Annotated in this window: 17 protein-coding genes; 5 read left to right on the top strand and 12 right to left on the bottom strand. The window is 71.9% G+C overall.

The annotated features are described in order from the left end of the window. Positions 1–74 precede the first annotated feature (74 nt). Genes VKN16_05520 through VKN16_05510 form a run of 3 tightly spaced genes read right to left on the bottom strand, consistent with a single transcriptional unit; the run spans position 75 to position 3,408 of the window. Positions 75–935 (bottom strand): amino acid ABC transporter substrate-binding protein, encoded by an 861-nt coding sequence (locus VKN16_05520; GenBank protein ID HME93655.1) that lies wholly within the window; start codon positions 933–935, stop codon positions 75–77. A gap of 8 nt (positions 936–943) precedes the next feature. Next, positions 944–1,867: a DUF2950 domain-containing protein gene (locus VKN16_05515; protein HME93654.1), complete on the bottom strand. Its 924-nt coding sequence runs from the start codon at positions 1,865–1,867 to the stop codon at positions 944–946. Beyond that, positions 1,864–3,408, bottom strand: a complete 1,545-nt coding sequence (locus VKN16_05510) for a DUF3300 domain-containing protein (protein HME93653.1) — start codon at positions 3,406–3,408, stop codon at positions 1,864–1,866. Before VKN16_05510 ends, VKN16_05515 begins: the two co-directional genes overlap by 4 nt. 442 nt (positions 3,409–3,850) lie before the next feature. Between VKN16_05510 and VKN16_05505 the strand changes: the two genes are divergently transcribed. Beyond that, positions 3,851–4,438, top strand: coding sequence for a DUF308 domain-containing protein (locus VKN16_05505; protein ID HME93652.1), 588 nt, complete (start codon positions 3,851–3,853; stop codon positions 4,436–4,438). Between the two features lies 1 nt (position 4,439). Here the strand turns inward: VKN16_05505 and VKN16_05500 are convergent, their stop codons facing one another. The 9 genes from VKN16_05500 to VKN16_05460 all read right to left on the bottom strand — a co-directional run bounded on the left by VKN16_05500 (position 4,440) and on the right by VKN16_05460 (position 16,153). Next, positions 4,440–5,267, bottom strand: coding sequence for an SDR family oxidoreductase (locus tag VKN16_05500; protein HME93651.1), 828 nt, complete (start codon positions 5,265–5,267; stop codon positions 4,440–4,442). Beyond that, positions 5,264–6,487, bottom strand: a complete 1,224-nt coding sequence (locus VKN16_05495; GenBank protein HME93650.1) for a GNAT family N-acetyltransferase — start codon at positions 6,485–6,487, stop codon at positions 5,264–5,266. The genes VKN16_05500 and VKN16_05495 overlap by 4 nt, the downstream gene beginning before the upstream one ends. A 1-nt stretch (position 6,488) precedes the next feature. After that, positions 6,489–9,038 (bottom strand): aminotransferase class III-fold pyridoxal phosphate-dependent enzyme, encoded by a 2,550-nt coding sequence (locus tag VKN16_05490; GenBank protein HME93649.1) that lies wholly within the window; start codon positions 9,036–9,038, stop codon positions 6,489–6,491. A 146-nt stretch (positions 9,039–9,184) separates the two neighbouring features. Beyond that, complete coding sequence (locus VKN16_05485) at positions 9,185–10,330, bottom strand: N-acetyltransferase (GenBank protein HME93648.1); 1,146 nt, start codon at positions 10,328–10,330, stop codon at positions 9,185–9,187. Then, complete coding sequence (locus VKN16_05480) at positions 10,327–11,742, bottom strand: hypothetical protein (GenBank protein HME93647.1); 1,416 nt, start codon at positions 11,740–11,742, stop codon at positions 10,327–10,329. Before VKN16_05480 ends, VKN16_05485 begins: the two co-directional genes overlap by 4 nt. Positions 11,743–11,749: 7 nt before the next feature. Further along, positions 11,750–13,723 (bottom strand): GMC family oxidoreductase N-terminal domain-containing protein, encoded by a 1,974-nt coding sequence (locus VKN16_05475; protein HME93646.1) that lies wholly within the window; start codon positions 13,721–13,723, stop codon positions 11,750–11,752. Continuing rightward, positions 13,720–14,475, bottom strand: coding sequence for an inositol monophosphatase family protein (locus VKN16_05470; GenBank protein ID HME93645.1), 756 nt, complete (start codon positions 14,473–14,475; stop codon positions 13,720–13,722). Before VKN16_05470 ends, VKN16_05475 begins: the two co-directional genes overlap by 4 nt. A 9-nt stretch (positions 14,476–14,484) precedes the next feature. Further along, the gene (locus tag VKN16_05465; GenBank protein ID HME93644.1) at positions 14,485–15,324 is read right to left on the bottom strand and encodes an SDR family NAD(P)-dependent oxidoreductase; all 840 of its coding nucleotides are present in this window, start codon (positions 15,322–15,324) and stop codon (positions 14,485–14,487) included. A gap of 4 nt (positions 15,325–15,328) precedes the next feature. Further along, positions 15,329–16,153 carry a hypothetical protein gene (locus VKN16_05460; protein HME93643.1) on the bottom strand — a complete coding sequence of 275 codons (825 nt, stop codon included), beginning with the start codon at positions 16,151–16,153 and terminating at the stop codon, positions 15,329–15,331. Between the two features lie 116 nt (positions 16,154–16,269). Between VKN16_05460 and VKN16_05455 the strand changes: the two genes are divergently transcribed. From VKN16_05455 to VKN16_05440, 4 genes are all read left to right on the top strand, one after another. Beyond that, complete coding sequence (locus VKN16_05455) at positions 16,270–16,851, top strand: carboxymuconolactone decarboxylase family protein (protein HME93642.1); 582 nt, start codon at positions 16,270–16,272, stop codon at positions 16,849–16,851. Positions 16,852–16,919: 68 nt separating this feature from the next. Beyond that, positions 16,920–17,837: a xanthine dehydrogenase family protein subunit M gene (locus VKN16_05450; GenBank protein ID HME93641.1), complete on the top strand. Its 918-nt coding sequence runs from the start codon at positions 16,920–16,922 to the stop codon at positions 17,835–17,837. A gap of 4 nt (positions 17,838–17,841) precedes the next feature. Next, a complete protein-coding gene (locus tag VKN16_05445) occupies positions 17,842–18,312 on the top strand; it encodes a (2Fe-2S)-binding protein (GenBank protein HME93640.1) in 471 nt (156 codons plus the stop codon). Then, on the top strand, positions 18,309–20,678 hold the full coding sequence (locus tag VKN16_05440; protein HME93639.1) for an aerobic carbon-monoxide dehydrogenase large subunit: 2,370 nt from the start codon (positions 18,309–18,311) through the stop codon (positions 20,676–20,678). Before VKN16_05445 ends, VKN16_05440 begins: the two co-directional genes overlap by 4 nt. Positions 20,679–20,791 lie beyond the last annotated feature (113 nt).

Genomic DNA, 20,791 nt, shown 5'->3' with positions numbered 1-20,791 from the left:
CTCGTGGTCATCGGCGAGCAAACCGGGCGGCCGGGCGAGACTGTCCGTCGATGAAGACGGGCCCGATCGCGAACCTACTCGGGCAGTCCGTTGATGATGTACATGGCGCCGATCAGATGCCCGGCGGTGCTCATGGATCCGAACCACTTCTCGAAGATCGGCACGACCTCCCGCGAGCGATACATGGCGGCGAGGGCCCGATTCACGGAGAGACGGAACGCGGGATCGCCCCGGCGCATCATGAGGCCGTAGGGCTCGTAGGAGAACATGTCGTCCACCAGCGAGAGCTTGGCCGGGTCCTTCGAGGTGCGGCCGATGCCGATCAGGATCACGCGGTCCGAGGCGTAGGCGTCGGCGGCGCCCGAATCCAGCGCGGCCACGCCGGCGGCGTGGTCCTTCACCGGCACCACCGTGGCGGTCACGGTGTGCCGCTTGAGCGCCTCGTCGAGGCTCTTCTCGGTCGTGGTGCCCGGGATGACCGCGACGCGCTTGCCGATCAGCGACATCACGCCCACGATGTTGGAGCTGTCGGTGACGAGCAGGCTCCCGCCGTCCACGAACGTCAGGAGGCTGAAGTCCACCTGCTCCTGGCGCTTCAGCGACGCGGTCGTCGAGCCGCACTCGAGATCCACCGTGCCGTTCATCACCGACGGCATCCGGTTCTCGACGGTGAGCTTGACCCATTTGGTCTGAAGACCCGGCAGCCCGAGCTCCTTGCCGACCGCCGCCGCCACTCGCGTGCAGAGATCCACCGAGTACCCGGCCGGCTTGCCGTCGTCGCCGACGAAGGAGAAGGGGCGCGAGGATTCCCGGTAGCCGAGCGCGATGGTGTTGGTGCGCTTGATCTTCTTGAGCGTCGGCTCCGGCTCGGCGGCGAGCGCGGGCGAGGCCAGCAGGAGGATCGTCAGGAGCAGGGTCAGGGCCCGGATCGTCATGGTCTCCCTCATGCCTTCTTCCAGGTGGAGTCGGGGTTGTACAGCTTCATCGCGCGCGCGACGGCGGCGGTGTCCGGGCCCAGGTCCTTCTCGTAGACGACGCCCTCGTGGTTGACGATGAACGTCATGACGCCCGAGTTGCCATACTGGGCCGGATAGGCCACCAGGGCGAAGCCGCCGATCATGTGGCCGTGCGCCACGTAGTCGTACGCCCCGTCCGACGCAGCCGGTCCCTGCGCGGTCAGGATGCGGTAGTAGTAGCCGTGGTAGGGGATCGGCGTGCGGCCGTCGGCCTTGCGATAGCCCTCACCTCGCGCCTGCGCGACCAGCGGACCCAGCGGGCTGAGCGGCTCGCCGGGCTTCGTGGGCCAGTAGAGGCCGTCCCGCTTTCCCGGCGTGCTGGCGAATCGTGCCGCGTACTCGCGCAGCCCGTCGGCATTGCGGTCCGCCGAGTAGTAGTCGCGCTGCGCGTCGACGTAGGCGAGGCACACCTGAATCACCTCCAGCTCGTTGCGCCCGATCCGGCGATTGAGGATCTCCTCCTTGCCCGCCTGGGTGTCGAAGCGCCACTCCGGCCCGTCCGGGACGAGCGGAATGGGAAACGGGAAGTCTTCCGTGCCCACGTGGAGCACCAGCTTGCCGCCGCCGGCCTCGATGCGGTGCGCCTCGTCGTACTCCGCGCCGAATCGCTGACCGGCGTTGCGATCGGCGATCGCATCCCCCGAGGACACGAGGCTTCGACCCTCCGCCCCCAGCACGTCGACCAGGGCCTTGCGATCGCCCGTCTTGATCGCATCCAGCAGCGCGGTCGTGGCCTGCTCCGGCGTCGTGAACCGCCGCTGCTTCGCATCGGCCGCGTCGCTTGGCGGCCCCGGCGACGAGGCCAGGATCAACACGAGCAGCAGACCGGCGATCCTGCCGATGTTCCTCATCGCCGTCCTCCTCCGCGACCGCCGCCGCCGCCCCCGCCGCCACGAGCGCCACCGCCGCCGCCGCCCCCGCTGAAGCCCCCCGACGGCCTCGTGGCGGCGTTGCGCGAGGAGCCCATGCTCTGGCGGCTCGACTGACCGCGATTGCTGAAGTTCTGTGCGGAGCCGCCGCCCTGCCCCATGCCCTGGAAAGCGCTGCCGCCACCGCCTCCGCCTCGGGCCTGGCCCCCACCACCGCCGCCGAATCCGCCCTCCGCTCGCCCGCCCGCGCCACCGCCTGCTCCGCCGCGATCACCACCCCCGGGCCGATCAGCCGTGGCCGGACGTTGCCCGCCCGCGCCGCCGCCCGGCCGGTCACCGCCGCCGGGTCGATCGCCACCACCGGGTCGGTCACCACCACCCGGTCGGTCAGCGGTCGCGGGACGCTCGCCACCCGCGCCGCCGCCCGGCCGGTCGCCGCCGGCGCCGCCCTGACCTCTTCCGCCGCCGACGTCCTGCCGCCCCTGGTCGGCGCGTCCGCGGAAGTCCTCCCGGGACTGGGCCGCCTGCCGATCGCCGCCGCGATTGTATTTCTGCTGGGTCGCCTGGTCCCGATACTGGGCGCCCTTGCGGTTCTCGGGGTTGTGCTGCCAGCTCTGGCTCTGCCGGTTCGTCTGCCGCTCGGTTCGCTTGGCGGCCACATCGGTCCGGTTCACGTTCTTCGTGAAGTTGTTGTTCTTGTTCACGTCGACGTCCACCTCGCCGCCGCCCCAGTTGCAATTGCCCCAGAGCGCGCCGCCCACGGCCACGCCGGCCGCGAAGGAGAACATCGCGGCGCCCGCCATGTAGCCCGGAGGATAGTAGGCGTACGGCGGATAGGCCGGATATGGCCAGGCCCCGTAGGCCGTGGTCGGGTTGTACGTGGGCACGTACACCACCTGCGGGTTGGTCGGGGCGATCGTGATGACCTGGGCCGGCTGCTGCTGCACGACCACCGTCGAGGATGAGGCCGGAGCAGGTTCCACCGTGACGGTTTGCTCGGGCGTGCTCTTGAGATTGCCCGAGGCCTGCGCGCGCTGCCGCAGGCGCTGGATCGAATCCAGCACGTCCTTCTGCTGCGCGAGGAACGCATCGCCGATCTTCTGTGTCCAGTCGAGCTTGCTGTCCATCATCGACAGCACCTGCGGGAACGTGACGAGGGACTTGACCGCGTCGTCCCAGTCGTACTGCTTGAGCGCCTCGTTCAGGGCATCGCCCTTGAGGCTCGCATTGTCCTTCATGAAGCGCGCGGCCTGCACGACCTCGAGCGGATAGGTCGCGGCCATCAGGACCTGCGCGATCAGCTGGTCCGGGTAGAGCGCGATCGGCGCCGTCAGCTGATCGAGCTGCTCGGCCGTGAACGGGTTGGCCTGCAGCGCGGGGGCGCCAGAGGGCGCGCTACCTGGCGGCGGGGCAGCGGGAGCCGGGCCGGCGGGAGGCGGCGGTGGCGTCTGAGCCGGTGCCAGCGGCGGCACGACCAGGAGAAGCACGGTCACCCAGGCAATGGTCTTGTCAGTCAGGCGCACGGCTCTCCTCCTCGGACACCCAAACCTTGTCTTTCACCGCGCGATTTTGAGGCGAGCAGCCCGGAAACGCCATAAGACTTTGGTCCCATAGCGGACCGATATGTCACCGTGCGCGGCCGGAGCGGCCATCGAAGGCGACCTCGGCGCTCTGATGACACCCCGACGGCCCCGAGAACCGTGCCACCGGCCGCGCCCCGAAACTCCCACCCTGGGCTGCCGTCCGGTGACACGGCGACCGGGCCGGAGGATCCGCAGGCGGCGGTCCCCGCGCCGGTCGAGAGCCGATTGTCGCCGGAGAAACCAGGCACCGCCATCGGACCTTGGTCTCATGACCGAGGCGCGCGCGCCTCGACAGCACCGACGAATACGTGGCCGACCGGCGCGGATTCTGTGCGACCTTGGTCCCATGGCAGTCCGACGCGGGGCGTGGTGAGATCGGCCAATGGCCTCCCGGCCGGTGCCGATGTCGAGCGGTCCGCCGAGGCTGGAGCAGCCGGTGCAGTGGGCGCTCGGCTTCCGCGCGATCCTGGCCCTGCTGTTCGGCCTGGCGGAGGGCGCGATGCTCCTCTTCGCCTTCTGGCTCCCGCGCATCACCGCGGCCCTCATGGCCACGTTCTTCGCCGGCTTCGCGCTCATCGACGGCCTCGTGGCCCTGTTTGCGGCCGCGTGGGGACTCACCCGAGGTGGCCGGTGGCGGCTGCTCGCGTGCAAGGGCCTGACGGGAGTCGTCGCGGGCGTCCTGGTGCTGTTCTTCGCGTGGTGGCTGAAGCCGCTGGTGGTTCTCGCCTGGTGGGCGATCATCACGGGCGTGCTGCAGGTGATCGAGGCCATGGTGTTACGGGGCAGCTGGCGCGGCCGGCCGCTGATCGTGGCCACCGCGGTGATCTCGCTGATCTTCGGGGTGCTGATCCTCGCGCGGCCGCCTCAGGACCTCATGACCCTGGCCCTGCACGTCGCCGCCTTCGGGCTGCTGCTGGGCATCCTGCGCGTGATCCTCGCCTTCCGCATCCAGAGCCCCGACCTGGTCTGACTCAGAACCCGACCAGGCGCTCGCTCACTCCCCACAGCCGCGCGGCCAGCGCCCGATCGTAGGACGCCGGGCTCGAGCGGCGCGCCCGCCGGCCCGCGAAGTATTGACCGGTCACCGTCGCCACCTCGGGCGCCGAGGCCAGGTACACCGACGTGGCCGCGCCGCTCGCCGGGCTGCGCAGGAGCGGGCGCGCGAGCCGCGAGAGGATGCGAATGAGGGACGGCCCACGGCTGGCGAACGCGGTGCCGACCAGGCCCGGGTGCAGGCAGTTCGCGGTCACCCCGGTGCCGTCCAGTCGTCGCGCCAGCTCGTAGGTGAACAGGACGTTGGCGAGCTTCGACTGCGCGTAGGCCTTCCAGCCGTCGTACGCCACCTCGCCCATGAGGTCGTCGAAGCGGATCGAGCCCCAGCGATGCGCCTCCGAGGAGACGTTGACCACGCGTGCGGGAGCGCTGGCCAGGAGCGTGGGCTGGAGCAGGCGCGTCAGCAGGAAGTACGCGAGGTGGTTCACCGCGAAGGTGTTCTCGAAGCCGTCCTCGGTGACGAGGCGGTCGCGCAGGGCCAGCCCGGCGTTGTTGACCAGGACGTCGATGCGCGGCAGCGCGGCCTGCAGCTCCGCGGCCACCGCCCGGATCGCCCGCTGCGACGACAGGTCGGCGACGAAGAGCGAGACCGCGTCGTGGCCGGCGCGGCGCCGGATCTCGGCGAGCGCGGCCTCGCCCCGGTCGCGCGTGCGGCAGACCATCGCGACGGTGGCGCCGCCCTTGGCGAGCGCGACCGCGGTCTCCTTGCCGATCCCCGAGGTCGCGCCGGTGACCACGCAGATCATCGGCGGAAGACGGCGTACGACGGGACCGGCGGGCGATCCGGGAACACGAGCCGGAAGGCGCGCGCCAGGGCCGCGCGCGCGGCGGGCCGGCCCCCCTTGACGTAGAAGTACCGCGAGGCCGCGCGGCACCCCAGGCGCGCCTTGAACATGTCGGCGGTCTGCCCCACCTCGATGCGCTCGGGGCCGCGGCGCAGGGCGTCGTCCAGCTGGTGGTACATCAGGTTGAAGTACAGATCGGCGTCGCGTGCGACGGAGTAGTCCATCCCGCAGAACAGGAAGTGGTGCACCCGGCCGTCCATCATCCCCCAGTTGAAGGCGACGATGCGCTCGCCGTCGGAGATCGCGGTGAGGCTGACCAGGCCGGGAAGCCGGCGCGTCAGCTCCCGGAAGAACTCGACGGGCAGCGTCTCGAGCTTCACGGTCGCCCGGGCGACGACGGCTTCGTAGAGGCGGTGCACGTCGGCGGTGTAGACGCGCCGGATCTCCTCGGGATCGCGCAGGTGGACGACGCGCAGCCCGGAGGCGCGGAACTTCCGCTCGGAGCGGCGGACGTCGCTGCGGTAGTGCGAGGTGAGCGCGGCGCAGTAGGCCGCGAAGTCGGCGAAGCGGCCGTCCAGCTCGTGCATCGGCGGGGACTCCGCGCGGCGGTAGCCCCGCGCCCGCAGCGGCGGGTCCAGGCGCGCCGCCGCCGATTCGTCGAACTCCTTCCAGACCACCAGCCAGGCTCCCTCGCGCGCGGCGGCCTGCTCGACCGCCTCGCCCAGCGCGTCGATCACCATCGCGGCGTCGGCCCCCGGCGCGATGGCGAGATGGCTCTGGCCCAGCGACACCGGGAGGCCCACGAAGAACGTCCGCAGCAGCCCGAGCCGCGGCAGCGCGAAACGAATGCCGCGCACGACGGACTGCACGCCGGGCCCGGCCAGCGTGGTGACGTCGACCGGGAACGAGCAGAGCGAGGCCCACGCCTGCGGGCGCGTCGCCTCGTCGTACACGAGCGCGTGGAAGAAGCGCGCCTGCCCGCGGAACGCGTGCTCGACCGCGCCGAGGAACCGCGAGTCCATGAACACGTGGCCCGCGATCTCACGGCCCGTCGCCCAGTCCGCCGCGGGCAGATCGCCGGCACTGTCGACGAGGCGGACGTGGTAGCGGGCCGTCCCCGCCGCGCGGGCGGGCGCATCGGGGAGCGCGGGGGCGGCCGGCCGCGCGGGCGGCGCGGCCACCTCAGGCAGTCCGCGGCCGCTGGTGCTGCGAGGACCCGAGGCCCATCAAGCGTGCGGCGGAGGTGTTCGCGCCGACGTCGCCCACCGTGAAGCCGTGCTTCTCCGCCATCGCCATCGCGTGCCGGACGCTCTCGGCGGTCACCGGTCCGATCGACGTGGCCTTCCACGTCCCCTCGAGGCCCATGAGCAGGGTCTCGGCCATGCAGGCGAACACGTGCCCGGGCGGGAGCGGGACCCCGCCGACCGAGAAGTGCGTGTCCAGCGGCAGCCGCACCACGCCGCCGGTCACCACCAGCACGTCGGGCCGCTCGGCCGCGACCGCGTCGGACACGTCGGCGGGCAGCGAGATGTCGCAGATCACCGCGGGGCCGCGGCCGAGGTGACGCGGGTGGATGAGCGGCTCCGGGGTGTTCGACGCCGACACGATGAGCGGGCAGCCGGTCAGCGCGGCGAGATCGTCCACCACCCGGACGACGCGGCCGGGGGCGGCGGCCTCCACCGCGGCCACGATGGGGGCAATCTTCGGGGAGCGCAGGTTCCGCACCACCAGCACGACCTCACGCACCTCGGGGGCCATCAGCACCGCGTAGGTGCTCGCGATGTTGCCGGCCGCCCCCACCACCGCGAGCCGGCTCGCGGCCGGATCGATGCCGCGCCGGCGCGCGGCCTCGCGCAGCGCGGCCACGCCCATGCCGACGGTCAGCGCGTTTCCGGTGGTCAGCGCGACGCCGTTCGTGCGGACGCGCCGGCAGTTCGCGGTCACGATCGAGGTGTAGCCGCCGAACCCGACCGCGCTGCAGCCGGCGTCCTTCGCGACCTGGACCGCCGCCTCGATCTTCTCGGCGATCCAGCGGGAGTTCTTCGCGTCCCGCGCGCGGGCGAACTGCCGCGACGTGATGTCGAGCCCGACGAAGCTCAGGTGGACCTCCTCGCCGGTCAGCGAGCGGACGTGGATGCGATCGAAGACCATCGGGTCCACGATGGGCGCGGTCCGATCGAGGTACTCCTCGAGCCCGGCCGGGGAGAAGGATCGATACGAGGGATCCACCATGGTCACGTGCTCGTCGAGCAGCAGATGGCCGATGAAGCCGACCCGCCGCGCGGTGCGCGGGTCCTCCTGGACATCCGGACGGGGCGCGACCGGGCCCTCCGTCGTCGCGCCGCCCATGAAGCCCACGGTGTGCCCGGCGATCGCGGCCACGTTCTCGGCGCGCAGCAGCGCGCACAGCTCCTCGACGCCCCGCACGAACCGGGCGAGCGCCTCCTCGCTGACGTAGGCCGAGGGCTCGAGCCGCAGGGTCCTCGGATCGCCGAGGGTCGGGGCCACCCGCACGCGATGGACGTTCAGCAGGTAGGCCGACGCGACGTAGCCGAGGTAGCTCTGGCGCGAGAGCATCCGCAGGCTGTACGACCTCGCGTCGGCGTGGTCGTGCAGCTCGAACCCCACCATGAGCCCGAACCCGCGAACGTCCTTCACCTGGTCGGGGAAGCGCGCCTGGACTCCACGCAGCGCGGCGAGCAGGAACGCGCCGCGGGCCCGGCAGCGGGCGGGCAGGTCGTCGCGGTCGATGAGGCGGAGGGCCTCGAGCGCGATCGCGCAGGCGTACTCGTCCTCCGCGAAGGTCGAGGTGTGGCGGAGCGAGAACTCGTTCACGAAGCGGCTCCGCCGGACGAGGAGTGCGCCGATCTTGGCGATGCCGCCGCCCAGCGACTTCGAGAGGCAGAGATAGTCCGCCGCGAGCCCGAGGGTTTCGGACGCGAGGAACGTGCCGGTGCGACCCATGCCGCTCTGGATCTCGTCGACGATGATGGGGACGCCGGCCGGAGGGCAGGTCGCCATCACCCACTCCACGAACGCCGACGGCAGCTGCCGGATGCCTCCCTCTCCGGCCACCGGCTCCAGCAGGATCGCCGAGACCGAATCGATCTCGGCCGCCGCCGCCTTCCAGTCCTCGGGATCGTGGGGATCGAGGAAGCGCACCTGCGGGCCGCGCCCCTGATAGGGCTCGCGATAGGACCACGTGAACTGGATCGATCCCAGCGTCTTGCCGTGAAACGCGCCGCGCACCGCCCACAGCGTCGGCCGCGGGCGCTCCAGCAGGGCGTGCTTGATCGCGGCCTCGACGCTCTCGGTCCCCGAGTTGGTCAGGGTCACCACGTAGTCGCCGAGCCGCCGGCAGAGCGCCTCGGCGAGGCGGGCCGCGCCGGCGCGGATCGAGGCCTGCGCCTGGAAGGGAACCTGCTGGTCGAAGCAGTGGCGGGCGGCGGCCACCAGGTCTGGATGGTGGTGGCCGAACAGGTTCGCCCCGTAGCCGCCCACCAGATCGACGACGGGGACGAGCAGCCCGTCGCGCCGCATCCAGATGGTGTCGCCCTGCGCGCGCTCGTAGACCGCATCGAGCCCGATGGCGGAGAGCAGCGGCACGACGCCGGGACGGCAGAAATGACCGTAGGCGTCGACCGGATCGCGGGAGCCCTCGTCGTGCTCGCGTTCGACGATCGCCGGATCCGGAGCCGATCCGTTCGCCGAGCCCGCGCGCGCGGAGATCACGCGCAGCTTTCCCGTCCTGCGCCGGGGCGCGGGCGTTCCGGTCACATCGGGAGGTGGCATCGCGCTCCTTGTCGCGTTCTGGGTGCCGACGTCAGGTACGAGCATGGAATATGAACGGAGTTTCCGATACTGTCAATTTTTCCAGGTCACGGTGAGAGCCGCTTCACGAAGATCCGATAGGTCTTGTAGTGGCGGCCTCCCGCCTTCTTGATCGTGCGGTTCATGAGAACGTTATCCTCCAGCACCCACGACAGCTCGGCGCGCGCGATGCCGTCCCGCGCAGCTCGCCGGTGGATCTCGCGGATGAGCACCGCCTCGAGGCCCCGCCGGCGGTACTCGGCGACAACGCCGAGCAAAATCACGCGGATGCAGCTGACGCGCCGCAATCCTCGCAGGAGCTGGAAGACGGCCAGCGGGGTGAGCCGGCCCTTGAGGCGGATGAGGATCTCGTTGACGTCCGGGACCGCCAGACCGAAGGCCACCGGCTCGAACGCCTCGCCGCGACGGGCCTCGACGAAGAGGGCGAATCGCGGGTCGATGATCTGCTTGAGCGTCCGGGCCCGCCAGGCGATCTCGGCGGGATCGAGCGGCATGAAGCCCCAGTTCCGCTCCCACGCCGAGTTGTAGATGCGCTGCACGATCAGGACCTCGTCGTCGAAGCGGCGCAGGTCCACGCGGCGAAGCCGGAAGTCGTCGCTCGCCTCGATCGCGTCGGCGATGCGGGCGATCGGCGGTCGCACCTCCTGGCTCGACAGGAACTCGTAGGCCAGCAGGTCCTGCTCCTTCCCATAGCCGGCCTGCTCCAGCAGCCGTGCGTGATACGGCGGGTTGTACGGCATCTGGACGACCGGCGGCGAGTCGAAGCCCTCCACCAGGCAGCCGCACTCGTCGTCCATGGACGGGCTGATCGGGCCGCGGATCGCGGCCAGCCCGCGCTCGCGCGCCCACCGCTCGGCGGCACCCAGCAGCGCGCCCGCGCACGCCGAATCGTCGACGGATTCGAAGAAGCCGAAGACGCCGGTCCGCTCCGGCGGCATCGGGTCCTGCCGGCGATCGTGAGCCGCGGCGATCCGCCCCACGATCTCGCGCCCGCGGCGCGCGACGAACAGGGCGATCTCGGCGTGGCGGTGCCAGGGATTGATCGCCGGATCGAGCAGCCGATGAACGTCGCGGCGCAGTGGAGGAACGTACCGGGGATCGCCGCGGTAGAGACGGGCCGGCACCGCGATGAACCGGCGACGGTGGGCGCGCCGCGACGGGTCCAGCGCGATCACCTCCACCGGTGAGGTCATGCGTGAGCCGATCCGCCCGGGGCCGAGGCGTCGAGGATCCGCATCCACGCGGGCGACGGCACGCGGTGACGATCGTAGAAGCGCTCCAGGCGCTTTCGCGCGGGTCGGCCTCTCCGGAGGCCGAGGAAGTCGGCGGCGTCGCCGCCGCGGAACGCCGAGCCGCCGCGGTCCGCGTCGACACGCTGGATCTCGCGCGCGCTCCCCTCGAGCGAGCGGCGCATCCAGTCGATGCCGTGCATGAGCGGTGCGCCGGCGCCGGACTCGGCGAAGGCGGGCGCGGCCGCGCGGCGCATCCCGAGCCGGAGACCCGGGTGACGGACGAGGAGGGCCGCCGTCCGAGCGGGCGAGGTGGCCGGCGTCACGACGGCCACCTCCTCGCGCGCGCACCAGTCGAGCAGCGCGTGGAGCGGACGATCGTTCGGGACCGCGGCGAGGGCGAGCGGCGCGGCGAGCGTCACGCCCGCGAAGCCGCGATGCTCCACCGCATCCCGGACGAAGGCGAGCGCCTCGCGCGCGTCGGCCGGCTCGCCCGGATCGACGGGAAGCAGCGGATGCAACTGCCCGCCGCACAGGCGCACGAGGCGGGCGATCGCGATCAGCTGGTCGCGCCGCGACGTCGGCGGCGCGCTGCGGCGCGGCTCGCCGTCGAACACGGCCACCGTCGGCACGACGAGATCGGCGAGGCCGGCGCCCGGCTGGAGCAGGTCCCGGACGGTCAGGTAGCGATGGTACGTGTAGCGGCGGAAGGCGGCCAGCGGGCGGATCGCGAGCAGCGCGCGCTCGGGGCCGTCGGCGCCGAGCAGGAAGTCGACATCGCGCGGCTCGAGCGCGCCCGCGCCGGCGATCCGCGCGAGACGCGCCGCGGCCTGGCCGCCCAATTCGGCGCGCGCGCGGGGCATCAGCCGATCGAGGTAGAGGCGGAAGAACTCGGTGCCCGGCAGCACGACCGGAAGCGCGTCGCGGAATCGCCGGTCGGCCGCTTCCAGATCGGCGCGGATCGGGGCGTCGTCGCGGTCCGCGAGCGCGGGCCCGCGTCGCCGCGCCAGCTCGTCCAGGCGCCAGGTCTCGTCGGCGCCGGACGGGGCCAGGGCCCACGCGAGCGCCTGGGCGAGGTCCGCGCCGGCGCGAATGAGGTCGGCGTGCTCGGGATGGGCCGGCGCGATCACCCGATCGAAGAGGCGGGCGAGCTGCACGTCCTGGCCGTTGAACAGCCGGCTGTGCACGTCGATCCGGATGCCGCCCGCCGCCTCGTCCACCGACGTCGCTCCGGGCGATCGCCGCGACGCCGGGGCCAGCCCCGGCGCGCCGAGCCCCAGCACGCTCAGGCCACCGAGACCGGCCAGGAGGAATCGGCGCCGAGACAGCGCGGCCTCGGCTCGCGGCCGGGCGCTCGAACCGGACGGGCCCGTCACGTCGGCCTCAATCGTCGGCGACGTGCCCGGCCGCGAGATCGGCCATCGCCATCACCGTCCAGTGCGGGTTCACGCCGAGGCTGGTCGGGAACACGCTGGCGTCGACCACGTAGAGATCGCGGGTGTGATGCACGCGGAAATCGGGCCGGACGACACCGCGCGCATCCGCGGACAGGCAGTTGCCACCCTGCGGGTGGGCGGTGCTGATCTGGATGTCGCCGAAGGAGTCGAGCGCCGCGATGCGCGCGCGGTAGGTCTCCGGAGTCAGACTCCAGTCGCGCAGGGTGTTGACGAGCACGCGCCGCGGCGACGGAGTGGAGGCGAAGAACAGCTCGCAGGTTCGCGTCAGGCCCCGCTTGAGCCGATCGAGGTCCTCGCTCCCCAGCCGGATCCAGATCTGCTCGGGGTCGAAGCGCGCGTCGACCTTCGAGCCCGCGGTCGAGCCGACGAGCGGCGAGGCGCACGCGTAGTGGGCGTAGCGCTCCAGGTTGGCCTGCAGGTCGTCCATCCAGCCCGGGAGGGCGAGGGACTGGGTCGCGGGCGGGCTGAACCACGTCTCGATCACGAAGCCGTCGCGGGGCAGATCCTCGACGCAGTAGTGGCCCATCTGCAGCCCGTCGAAGGCGCGCACCGGCGCCTCGTAGTCGGCGTGCACCGGGCTCACGAAGTTGAACGAGAATCGCTCGCCGATCGGCAGCTCGAGCGGGGCGAGGGCCGTCGTGCGGCCGAGCAGCGCGCTGCTGCCCACCGCGCCGGCGGCCACCACGACGCGGCGGCCGCGGATGGTCCCGCGATCGGTCCCCCCGCGGGTGGGCTCGACCCGCACGCCCTCGGCGCGGTAGGCGGTGGTGCGCACCACGAGCTCGCGCGCCCGCCGCCCCGCGAAGACGCGCAGGCGGCCGGTGGCGGCCGCGGACGGCAGCAGGGTCTGGAGCACGGTGCGCTTGCGCAGGTACGCGCACGCGAGGTTGCAGTAGCCGCAGCCGAGGCACGCTTCGATGTTGACCGAGCACGCGTGCAGCGACCCTTCGGCGCCGAGGGCCTTGGCGCCGCCGGCCAGGAAGCGCGCCGACGGATTGACCCAGCCGTCGGGCACCGCGGAGGTGACGGAGGCGATCCGCAGCTCGGCCGCGATGCGGTCGTAGGCCTCGTCCAGCGCCGGGGCGGCGGCCCAGGCCGCGCCGAACTCGCGGGCCCACTCCGCGCGCCGGTGATCGGGCATGCGGAAGCAGACCGCGTTGTTGATGACGCTCGAGCCGCCCACGCATTGTCCCTGCAGCACCACCATGCGGCAGTCGCCCGCGGCGGGCTGCAGCCCGGCGTCCTTGTAGTAGCGGAGCAGGTTGTCCAGCTCGTCGTGGGGCCGCGGCCGGCCGGCGCCGGCGCCGTCATAGCGCTCCGGCACGTAGTCGCCCGCCTCGATCAGGGCCACCGTGCGGCCGCGCGCGGTGAGCCGCTCGGCCAGCACCGAGCCCGCCGCGCCGGAGCCGACGACCACCACGTCGTAGACCTCGTCGGGAATCGGCTCGGACGGCGCGACGATCGCGGCGCGCGGGAGCCGCGGCTCGGACGGCACCGCCGCCCCGCGGCTCCGCGGCCGATCCTCGAAGACCTCGTAGCCGAGGGCCTGCGCGGCGAGCGGCCGGCCCGTCTCGTCGAGCGTGGCGTAGAGCACCACGGTGGCCAGCCGCTGGGCGAATCGCGCGAGGTCGCGAAGCGGCGGCAGGCTCGACTCCACCGCGCTCAGCCGTCGGCGGACGGGCTCGCGGCGGCCCCCGGTGCCGACCAGGAGCGCGCCGAGCACGGTCAGGCCGGTGTCGAGCAGGCTCGCGCGCGGGGAGCCGGTGGCCCGGAAGGCGGCGAGGAACTCGACCGCGCGGCGGGTGGCCGCGTCGAGGCCGATCGGACAGGCGGGCGGCCGGAAGGCGTCGATCAGCGCGCGGAGGGTCTGGGCCTCCTCGGCGCGCGCGTCCGCGCTCACGGCCGCATCGCGGCCAGCGCCTCGTCGTGGAGCAGCCCGTTGCTCGCGCAGACGGTCCTGCCGTAGATGCCGGAGCCGCCGTCGAGATCGGTGACGCGGCCGCCCGCCTCTTCCACGATGACCTTCAGCGCGGCCACGTCCCACGCCTTCACGGTGGTGGAGAGCGCGATCTCCCCCTGCCCCTCGGCCACCCAGAGGTAGGCGGAGAAATCGCCGAAGCCGCGCTGCACCTGCGTGCGGTCGCTGAGCCGCAGGAAGCCGTCCCAGTACGCGCTGCGCTTGAGGAAGTTGATCGACGAGTGGACCACCAGCGCGCGCTCGAGCGCGTCGACCGGGGACACGCGAATCCGCTGGCCGTCGCGCCACGCCCCCTGCCCGCGCCAGGCGGTGTGCAGCACGCCGGTCACCGGCTGGAACACCACCCCGGCGGTCACCGCCCCCGCCTCCTCGAGCCCGATGAGCACGGCCCAGGTGGGAATGCGCCGGACGAAGTTCCGGGTCCCGTCGATGGGATCGATGATGAAGCGGCGCGCCCGCGGGCCGGACTCGCCGAGCTCCTCGCCGAGCACGCCGTGGTCGGGACAGCGGCTCCGCAGCACCTCTGCGATGGCGCGCTCGGCCGCGCGGTCGGCCTCGGTGACCGGCGACCGATCGGCCTTCAGCGACACCGCGAAGTCCCGGCGATAGTGCTCGAGGGCCAGCGCGCCGCCCGCGCGCGCCGCCTCCACCATGACCTCGAGTCGCGGATCCACGCGGGCCGCTCAGCCTCGGCGCAGCGTCGGGTTGCGCAGCTCCAGCAGGTCCTGGGCGCGGATCGCGATGTTGCCCTTCACGTCGGGCTGGGCCGGCACGATGTAGAAGCGCCCCTCGCGGATGCCCGCGACGACCTGCTCGGCCACCTCCGACGGCGGATAGCCGCCGACCAGCCGATTCGACAGCGCCTGGCCGAAGGCCTGGGCCTGCGGGCCGGCCTTGCCGTGGTCGGCCAGGCTCTCCGGGCGGTTGCGCGACGAGCGCATGATGTTGGTGTCGATGAGGCCGGGGCAGACCACCGACACACCGATCGGGGCGCCGGTCACGGCCAGCTCCTTGTACATCGACTCCGACAGCGCGACCACGCCGTGCTTGGTCACGTCGTACACCGACATGAACGGCGCGGTGGTGAGCCCGGCCATCGACGCGGTGTTGACGATGTGGCCCTCGTCGCCGCCGGCCAGCATCCGGGGCAGGAACGCGCGCACCCCGTGGATGACGCCCCACAGGTTGACGCCGATCACCCACTGCCAGTCGGCGAGCGTGTGCTCGTGAGCCGCGCCGATCACCGCGACGCCGGCGTTGTTGCAGACCACGTGGGCCGCGCCGAACGCGCGGTAGGTCTCGACCGCGAGCCGCTCGACCTCCTCCGGACGCGAAACGTCCACTCGCGTCGCGTGGATCGGCGCCTTCTCCCGCAGGCCCTCGGACGCGGTGGCGAGCGCGGCCGCCTCGATGTCGGCCATGACCACCTTCATGCCCTCCGCCGCGAAGCGCTCGGCCAGCGCCAACCCGATACCGCTCGCCGCGCCCGTCACCACCGCCACCCGCCCCTGGAGGCTCTTCACGTCGCTAGCTCCTTTCTCCCGCCGGAAGCTTACCGTGCTCCTCGTGCGCCTTGCGCGCTTCGTCCGCCGCCGCCCGCAGCGCCGCGCTCCGCTGCTCGAGCGCCCGCAGCGTCCGACGCATCGCTTCCACCCGCTGCTCCGCGCGGGTCGCCGCCCGCGCCGCCTGCTGCGCCTTGCGCTCCAACGCCCGCGCCTGGCGCGCCGCGCTCCGCGCGGCCCGCGCGTGCTGCCGCGCGAGCCGCCGGGCGTCGGCGGGCGCGGCCGCGGGCGAGTGACCCTCGCCGCGCGCCTTCGAGCGGGCCGAGGCGGACCGCGGGCGAGCGGGTCGGGCGTCGAGGAACTCGGCCGGCACCGGCGCGCCGGTGAGCACCGCGAAGCCGGGATCGGTCAGCTCCTCGCTCAGCCGGCCCGCGCCCAGGTCGGCCCGCCGCCCTCGATCGGTCACCGCGGCCTGCAGCGTGCTGCGGATCCGGCGATCGATGGCCCCCGAGACGCCGGAGCCGGCCTCGCGCAGCGCCGCCGTCGCCGCGCGCATCAGCGGGTCGAACGCGGCCCGGTACTCGGCGGTGGCCGCGCGGAGATCGCCCCGTCCCAGCTGCGCCCGGCGCAGGCGGTCCACCGACTCGGCCAGCGCGGCCAGCTCACGCGGGTGCGTGGTCGCGGCCCGGTTGAGCGCCCACACCACCGGGCTCGGCCGCCGCAGACGCGAGACCTCGCGCGCGGCCGCGGTCTTGCCCTCGCGCGCGAGCCGCGCCGCCAGGGCCTTGCGCGCGCCCACGAACTCCCGCGGCGGCACGTTGCGGAGCGCGTCGGTCGGCGATCGCTTCACGGAAGCACTCTAGCGCATCCCGACCCGCCCGCGAGACAACCGGGCGCGCTATGCTATGGCGCGCCGCCGCCTCGCCGGGGCGGCCCCATTCCACGTGCGCGAGAGGAGAGAGCCCCATGAGCCCGTCCGAGACTGCCGACGATGGCCGCCGCTTCAAGCTGCTCACCGAGGCGACGATGACGGCCCGTCAGCGCGAGAGCTATCAGGCCATCGTGTCGGGACCGCGCAAGGGCGCGACCGGCCCGTTCAACGCGCTGCTGCGGAGCCCGGAGGTCGCCGACCGGGTGCAGAAGGTCGGCGAGTACGTACGATTCCACAGCACGATCCCCGCCGCGCTCAACGAGATGGCGATCCTCATCACCGGCCGCTTCTGGGGCGCGCAGTTCGAGTTCTGGGCGCACCGCCGCCTCGCCCGCACCGCGGGGCTGAGCGCCGCGGTCATCGACGCGATCGCGGAGGGACGCCGGCCGGAGTCGATGACCGACGACGAGCGGATCGTCCACGACTTCTGCACCGAGCTGTTCCACGACAAGGCGGTCTCCGACGCGTCGTTCGCGGCGGTGGTCGGCCGGTTCGGCGAGCAGGGCGTCATCGATCTGATCGCGGCGAGCGGCTACTACTCGATCGTGTCGATGGTGCTGAACGTGGATCGCTACCCGCTGCCCGCCGGAGAGAAGGCGCCGCTGCGCACCCCTTGACAGGGATGGTGGGCTCTCGTAACGTGCCCGCGCAACGAGGCTTTGCCGGACACCGGAAAGTCTCTTTCATGATGTTCCCGGCTCATCTCATCCAGAAGGGAGTCACCACCATGATTCCGGGCGCTTTCGAGTACCACACACCCAGCACGATCGGGGAGGCCACCGCGCTGCTCGCCCGGCTGGGCGACGACGCCAAGGTGCTCTCGGGCGGCCAGAGCCTCATCCCGATGATGAAGCTCCGGCTCGCGCAGCCGAAGCATCTCGTCGACATCAACGGCCTGCCCGGGCTGGCCTACGTCCGCGAGGACGGCGGCGCGCTGCGGATCGGCGGGCTGACGCGCGAGGCCGACCTCGAGGAGTCCGACGTGGTCCAGCGACGATACCCGCTGCTCGCGGACACCTGCCGGGCCATCGCGGATCCGCTCGTCCGCAACCTGGCGACGGTGGGAGGCAACCTCGCCCACGGCGATCCCGCCAACGACCATCCGGCCACCATGCTGGCCCTGGGCGCCGAGGTCGTCGCGGTCGGGTCGGGCGGCGAGCGGAAGATCCCGATCGACTCGTTCTTCACCGGGCCGTTCACCACCGCGCTCCGGCCCGACGAGATCGTGGTGGAGGTCCGCGTGCCCGTCCCGAAGGGGGGCAGCGGCGGCGCGTACGTGAAGATGGAGCGGAAGGTCGGTGACTTCGCCACCGCGGCGGTGGCGGTGCAGATCACCCTGGGTGCGGGCGGCGTCTGCGAGCGGGCCGGGATCGGGCTCACCAACGTCGGGTCCGTGCCGATCAAGGCCACGAAGGCGGAGGCCGCGCTCGTGGGCAAGCGGCCCGACGAGGCCGCCATCAAGCGCGCGGCCCAGCTCGCCGCGGAGGCCGCAGAGCCCCAGGAGGACCTGCGAGGATCGGTCGCGTACAAGAAGGATCTGGTGCGGGTCCTGACCGCCCGGGCGCTCGCCAAGGCGATCGAGCGCGCGCAGAAGGGAGGCTGAGACGATGCTCGTCAAGGTCGCGATCAACGGCGAGAAGCACGAGGCGGACGTCGAGCCGCGCCTCCTGCTGGTGCACCTCATCCGGGAGACGCTGCGGCTGACCGGCACCCACATCGGGTGCGACACCACGCACTGCGGGGCCTGCACCGTCTTGCTGGACGGGCGCCCGATCAAGTCGTGCACGATGTTCGCGGTGCAGGCCCACGGGCGCGAGATCACCACCGTCGAGGGCCTCGAGCAGGACGGCAAGCTTCACCCGCTGCAGGAGTCGTTCATGTCCGAGCACGGGCTGCAGTGCGGCTACTGCACGCCGGGCATGCTCATGACCAGCGTGGCCTTCTTGAAGAAGAACCCCAAGCCCACCGAGGACGAGATCCGCTGGGCGATCTCCGGCAACCTGTGCCGGTGCACCGGTTACGTGAACATCGTCAAGGCCATCCAGCACGCGGCGGCCACGATGCAGGGAGGCGCATGATGGCACCCAGGACGACGCCCGAAGTCGGCGGGATGGGGCATTCGATCAAGCGCAAGGAAGACCCGCGCTTCATCCGGGGCAAGGGCACCTACGTCGACGACGTCGTGCTGCCCGGCATGCTCTATCTCGACATCGTGCGAAGCCCGTTCGCGCACGCGAAGATCAAGAAGATCGACACCGCGAAGGCCACCGCGATCCCCGGCGTCCTCGCGGTCATCACCGGTAAAGATCTCGAGAAGTACAACCTGCACTGGATGCCGACGCTCATGTCGGACACCCAGATGGTGCTGCCGGTCGAGAAGGTGATGTACCAGGCGCAGGAGGTGGCCGCGGTGCTGGCCACCAGCCGCTACGCGGCCGCCGACGGCGCCGCCGCGGTCGAGGTCGAGTACGAGCCGCTGCCGGTGGTGGTCGATCCGAAGAAGGCGCTCGAGCCGGGCGCCCCGGTGCTGCGGACCGACAAGAAGGACAAGAAGGACAACCACATCTGGCACTGGGAGTGGGGCAACAAGGCAGAGACCGAGCGCGCCTTCGCCGAGGCCGACGTGACGGTGAAGGAGGACATCTACATCCCGCGCATCCACGTGGCGTCGATCGAGACCTGCGGCTGCGTGGCCCATTTCGACAAGGTCAACGACAAGCTCACGGTGTGGATGACCACGCAGGCCCCCCACGCGATCCGGACCGTGTTCGCGCTGGTGGCCGGGCACGTCGGGCTGGCCGAGCACAAGATCCGCATCATCTCCCCGGACATCGGCGGCGGCTTCGGCGGCAAGGTGCCGGTGTACCCCGGCTATGTCATCGCGGTGGCCGCCTCGGTGCTGACCGGCAAGCCGGTGAAGTGGATCGAGGACCGCATGGAGAATCTCCAGGCGGACTCCTTCGCCCGCGACTACCACATCACCGCGGAATTGGCCGCGAAGAAGGACGGCACCCTGACCGCGCTGCGGATCAAGACGCTGGCCGACCACGGCTACACCGACGCGGCGGCCAACCCGTCCAAGTTCCCCGCCGGCCTCTTCCACGTCTGCACCGGGTCCTATGATCTGAAGGCCGCGCACGTCGAGGTCGACGGCGCCTACACCAACAAACCGCCGGGCGGCATCGCCTATCGCTGCTCGTTCCGGGTCACCGAGGCGGTGCACACCATCGAGCGGATGGTCGACATCATGGCCCACCAGCTCGGCACCGATCCGGCCGAGTTCCGGATGAAGAACTTCGTCAAGCCCGAGCAGTTCCCCTACAAGTCGGCGCTGGGCTGGGAGTACGACAGCGGCAACTACGCGGGCGCGCTGCAGAAGGCGATGGAGCGCATCGGCTACGCCGAGCTGCGCCGCGAGCAGGCCGAGAAGCGCAAGCGCGGTCAGCTGATGGGCATCGGGATCTCGAGCTTCACCGAGATCGTGGGCGCGGGGCCATCGAAGCACTTCGACATCCTCGGGCTCAAGATGTTCGACAGCTGCGAGATCCGCATCCATCCCACCGGCAAGGCGATCGCCCGCTTCGGCACCAAGTCGCAGGGCCAGGGACACGAGACCACCTACGCGCAGATCCTGGCCGAGGAGCTGGGCATCCCGGCCAAGGACATCCAGGTCGAAGAGGGGGATACTGACACCGCGCCCTACGGCCTGGGCACCTACGCGAGCCGCTCCACCCCGGTGGCGGGCGCCGCGGCCGCCATCGCTTCCAGAAAAGTCCTGGACAAGGCGCGCAAGATCGCCGCGTACCTGCTGGAGGCCGCGCCCGAGGACCTCGTGTACGAGCCGGGCAAGTTCTCGGTCAAGGGCGCGCCCAACCGCGTGAAGACCATCCAGGACATCGCCTTCGCGGCCTACACCAATCACCCGCAAGGCATGGAGGCCGGGCTCGAGGCGGTGAGCTACTACGACCCGCCGAATCTCACCTACCCGTTCGGCAGCTACATCTGCGTGGTGGACATCGACACCGGCACCGGCGACGTGAAGGTGCGCCGGTTCGTGGCCATCGACGACTGCGGCAACATCATCAACCCCATGATCGTGGAGGGGCAGATCCACGGCGGGCTCACCATGGGCCTCGCCCCCGCCCTGCTCGAGGAGATCTCCTACGACGAGTACGGCAACGTGCAGGGCGGCAGCTTCATCGACTACCTGCTGCCCACCGCGGTCGAGACGCCGAAGTGGGAGACCGGCAACACGGTGACGCCGTCGCCGCATCACCCACTCGGCGCCAAGGGCGTCGGCGAGTCCGCGACGGTGGGCGCGCCCGCGGCCATCGCCAACGCGGTGGTCGACGCGCTCTGGCATCTCGGCGTGCGTCACATCGACATCCCGATCACGCCGCCCAAGATCTGGAAGCTCCTGCGCGCCAAGGGCATCACGGACTAGATCCACGAGAAACAGCCACACGGTGCAATCAGGCGCGCAGCGCTCGATGAGTGCGGTGGGGGGGCATGGGGGAGGAGCGCCGCCGCTCCCCCTTCAGATCAAGAAGTCAGGGC

It is taken from the genome of Candidatus Methylomirabilota bacterium (assembly GCA_035315345.1).
Taxonomy (GTDB): domain Bacteria; phylum Methylomirabilota; class Methylomirabilia; order Rokubacteriales; family CSP1-6; genus CAMLFJ01.
This window is presented reverse-complemented; position numbering and strand designations above follow the sequence as displayed.

What these genes read in the sequence shown, in the direction of transcription:
- VKN16_05520 (HME93655.1), bottom strand. Translation starts at nt 935, where the DNA reads ATGACGATCCGGGCCCTGACCCTGCTCCTGACGATCCTCCTGCTGGCC.
- VKN16_05515 (HME93654.1), bottom strand. Translation starts at nt 1,867, where the DNA reads ATGAGGAACATCGGCAGGATCGCCGGTCTGCTGCTCGTGTTGATCCTG.
- VKN16_05500 (HME93651.1), bottom strand. Translation starts at nt 5,267, where the DNA reads ATGATCTGCGTGGTCACCGGCGCGACCTCGGGGATCGGCAAGGAGACC.
- VKN16_05505 (HME93652.1), top strand. Translation starts at nt 3,851, where the DNA reads ATGGCCTCCCGGCCGGTGCCGATGTCGAGCGGTCCGCCGAGGCTGGAG.
- VKN16_05485 (HME93648.1), bottom strand. Translation starts at nt 10,330, where the DNA reads ATGACCTCACCGGTGGAGGTGATCGCGCTGGACCCGTCGCGGCGCGCC.
- VKN16_05445 (HME93640.1), top strand. Translation starts at nt 17,842, where the DNA reads ATGCTCGTCAAGGTCGCGATCAACGGCGAGAAGCACGAGGCGGACGTC.
- VKN16_05455 (HME93642.1), top strand. Translation starts at nt 16,270, where the DNA reads ATGAGCCCGTCCGAGACTGCCGACGATGGCCGCCGCTTCAAGCTGCTC.
- VKN16_05450 (HME93641.1), top strand. Translation starts at nt 16,920, where the DNA reads ATGATGTTCCCGGCTCATCTCATCCAGAAGGGAGTCACCACCATGATT.
- VKN16_05440 (HME93639.1), top strand. Translation starts at nt 18,309, where the DNA reads ATGATGGCACCCAGGACGACGCCCGAAGTCGGCGGGATGGGGCATTCG.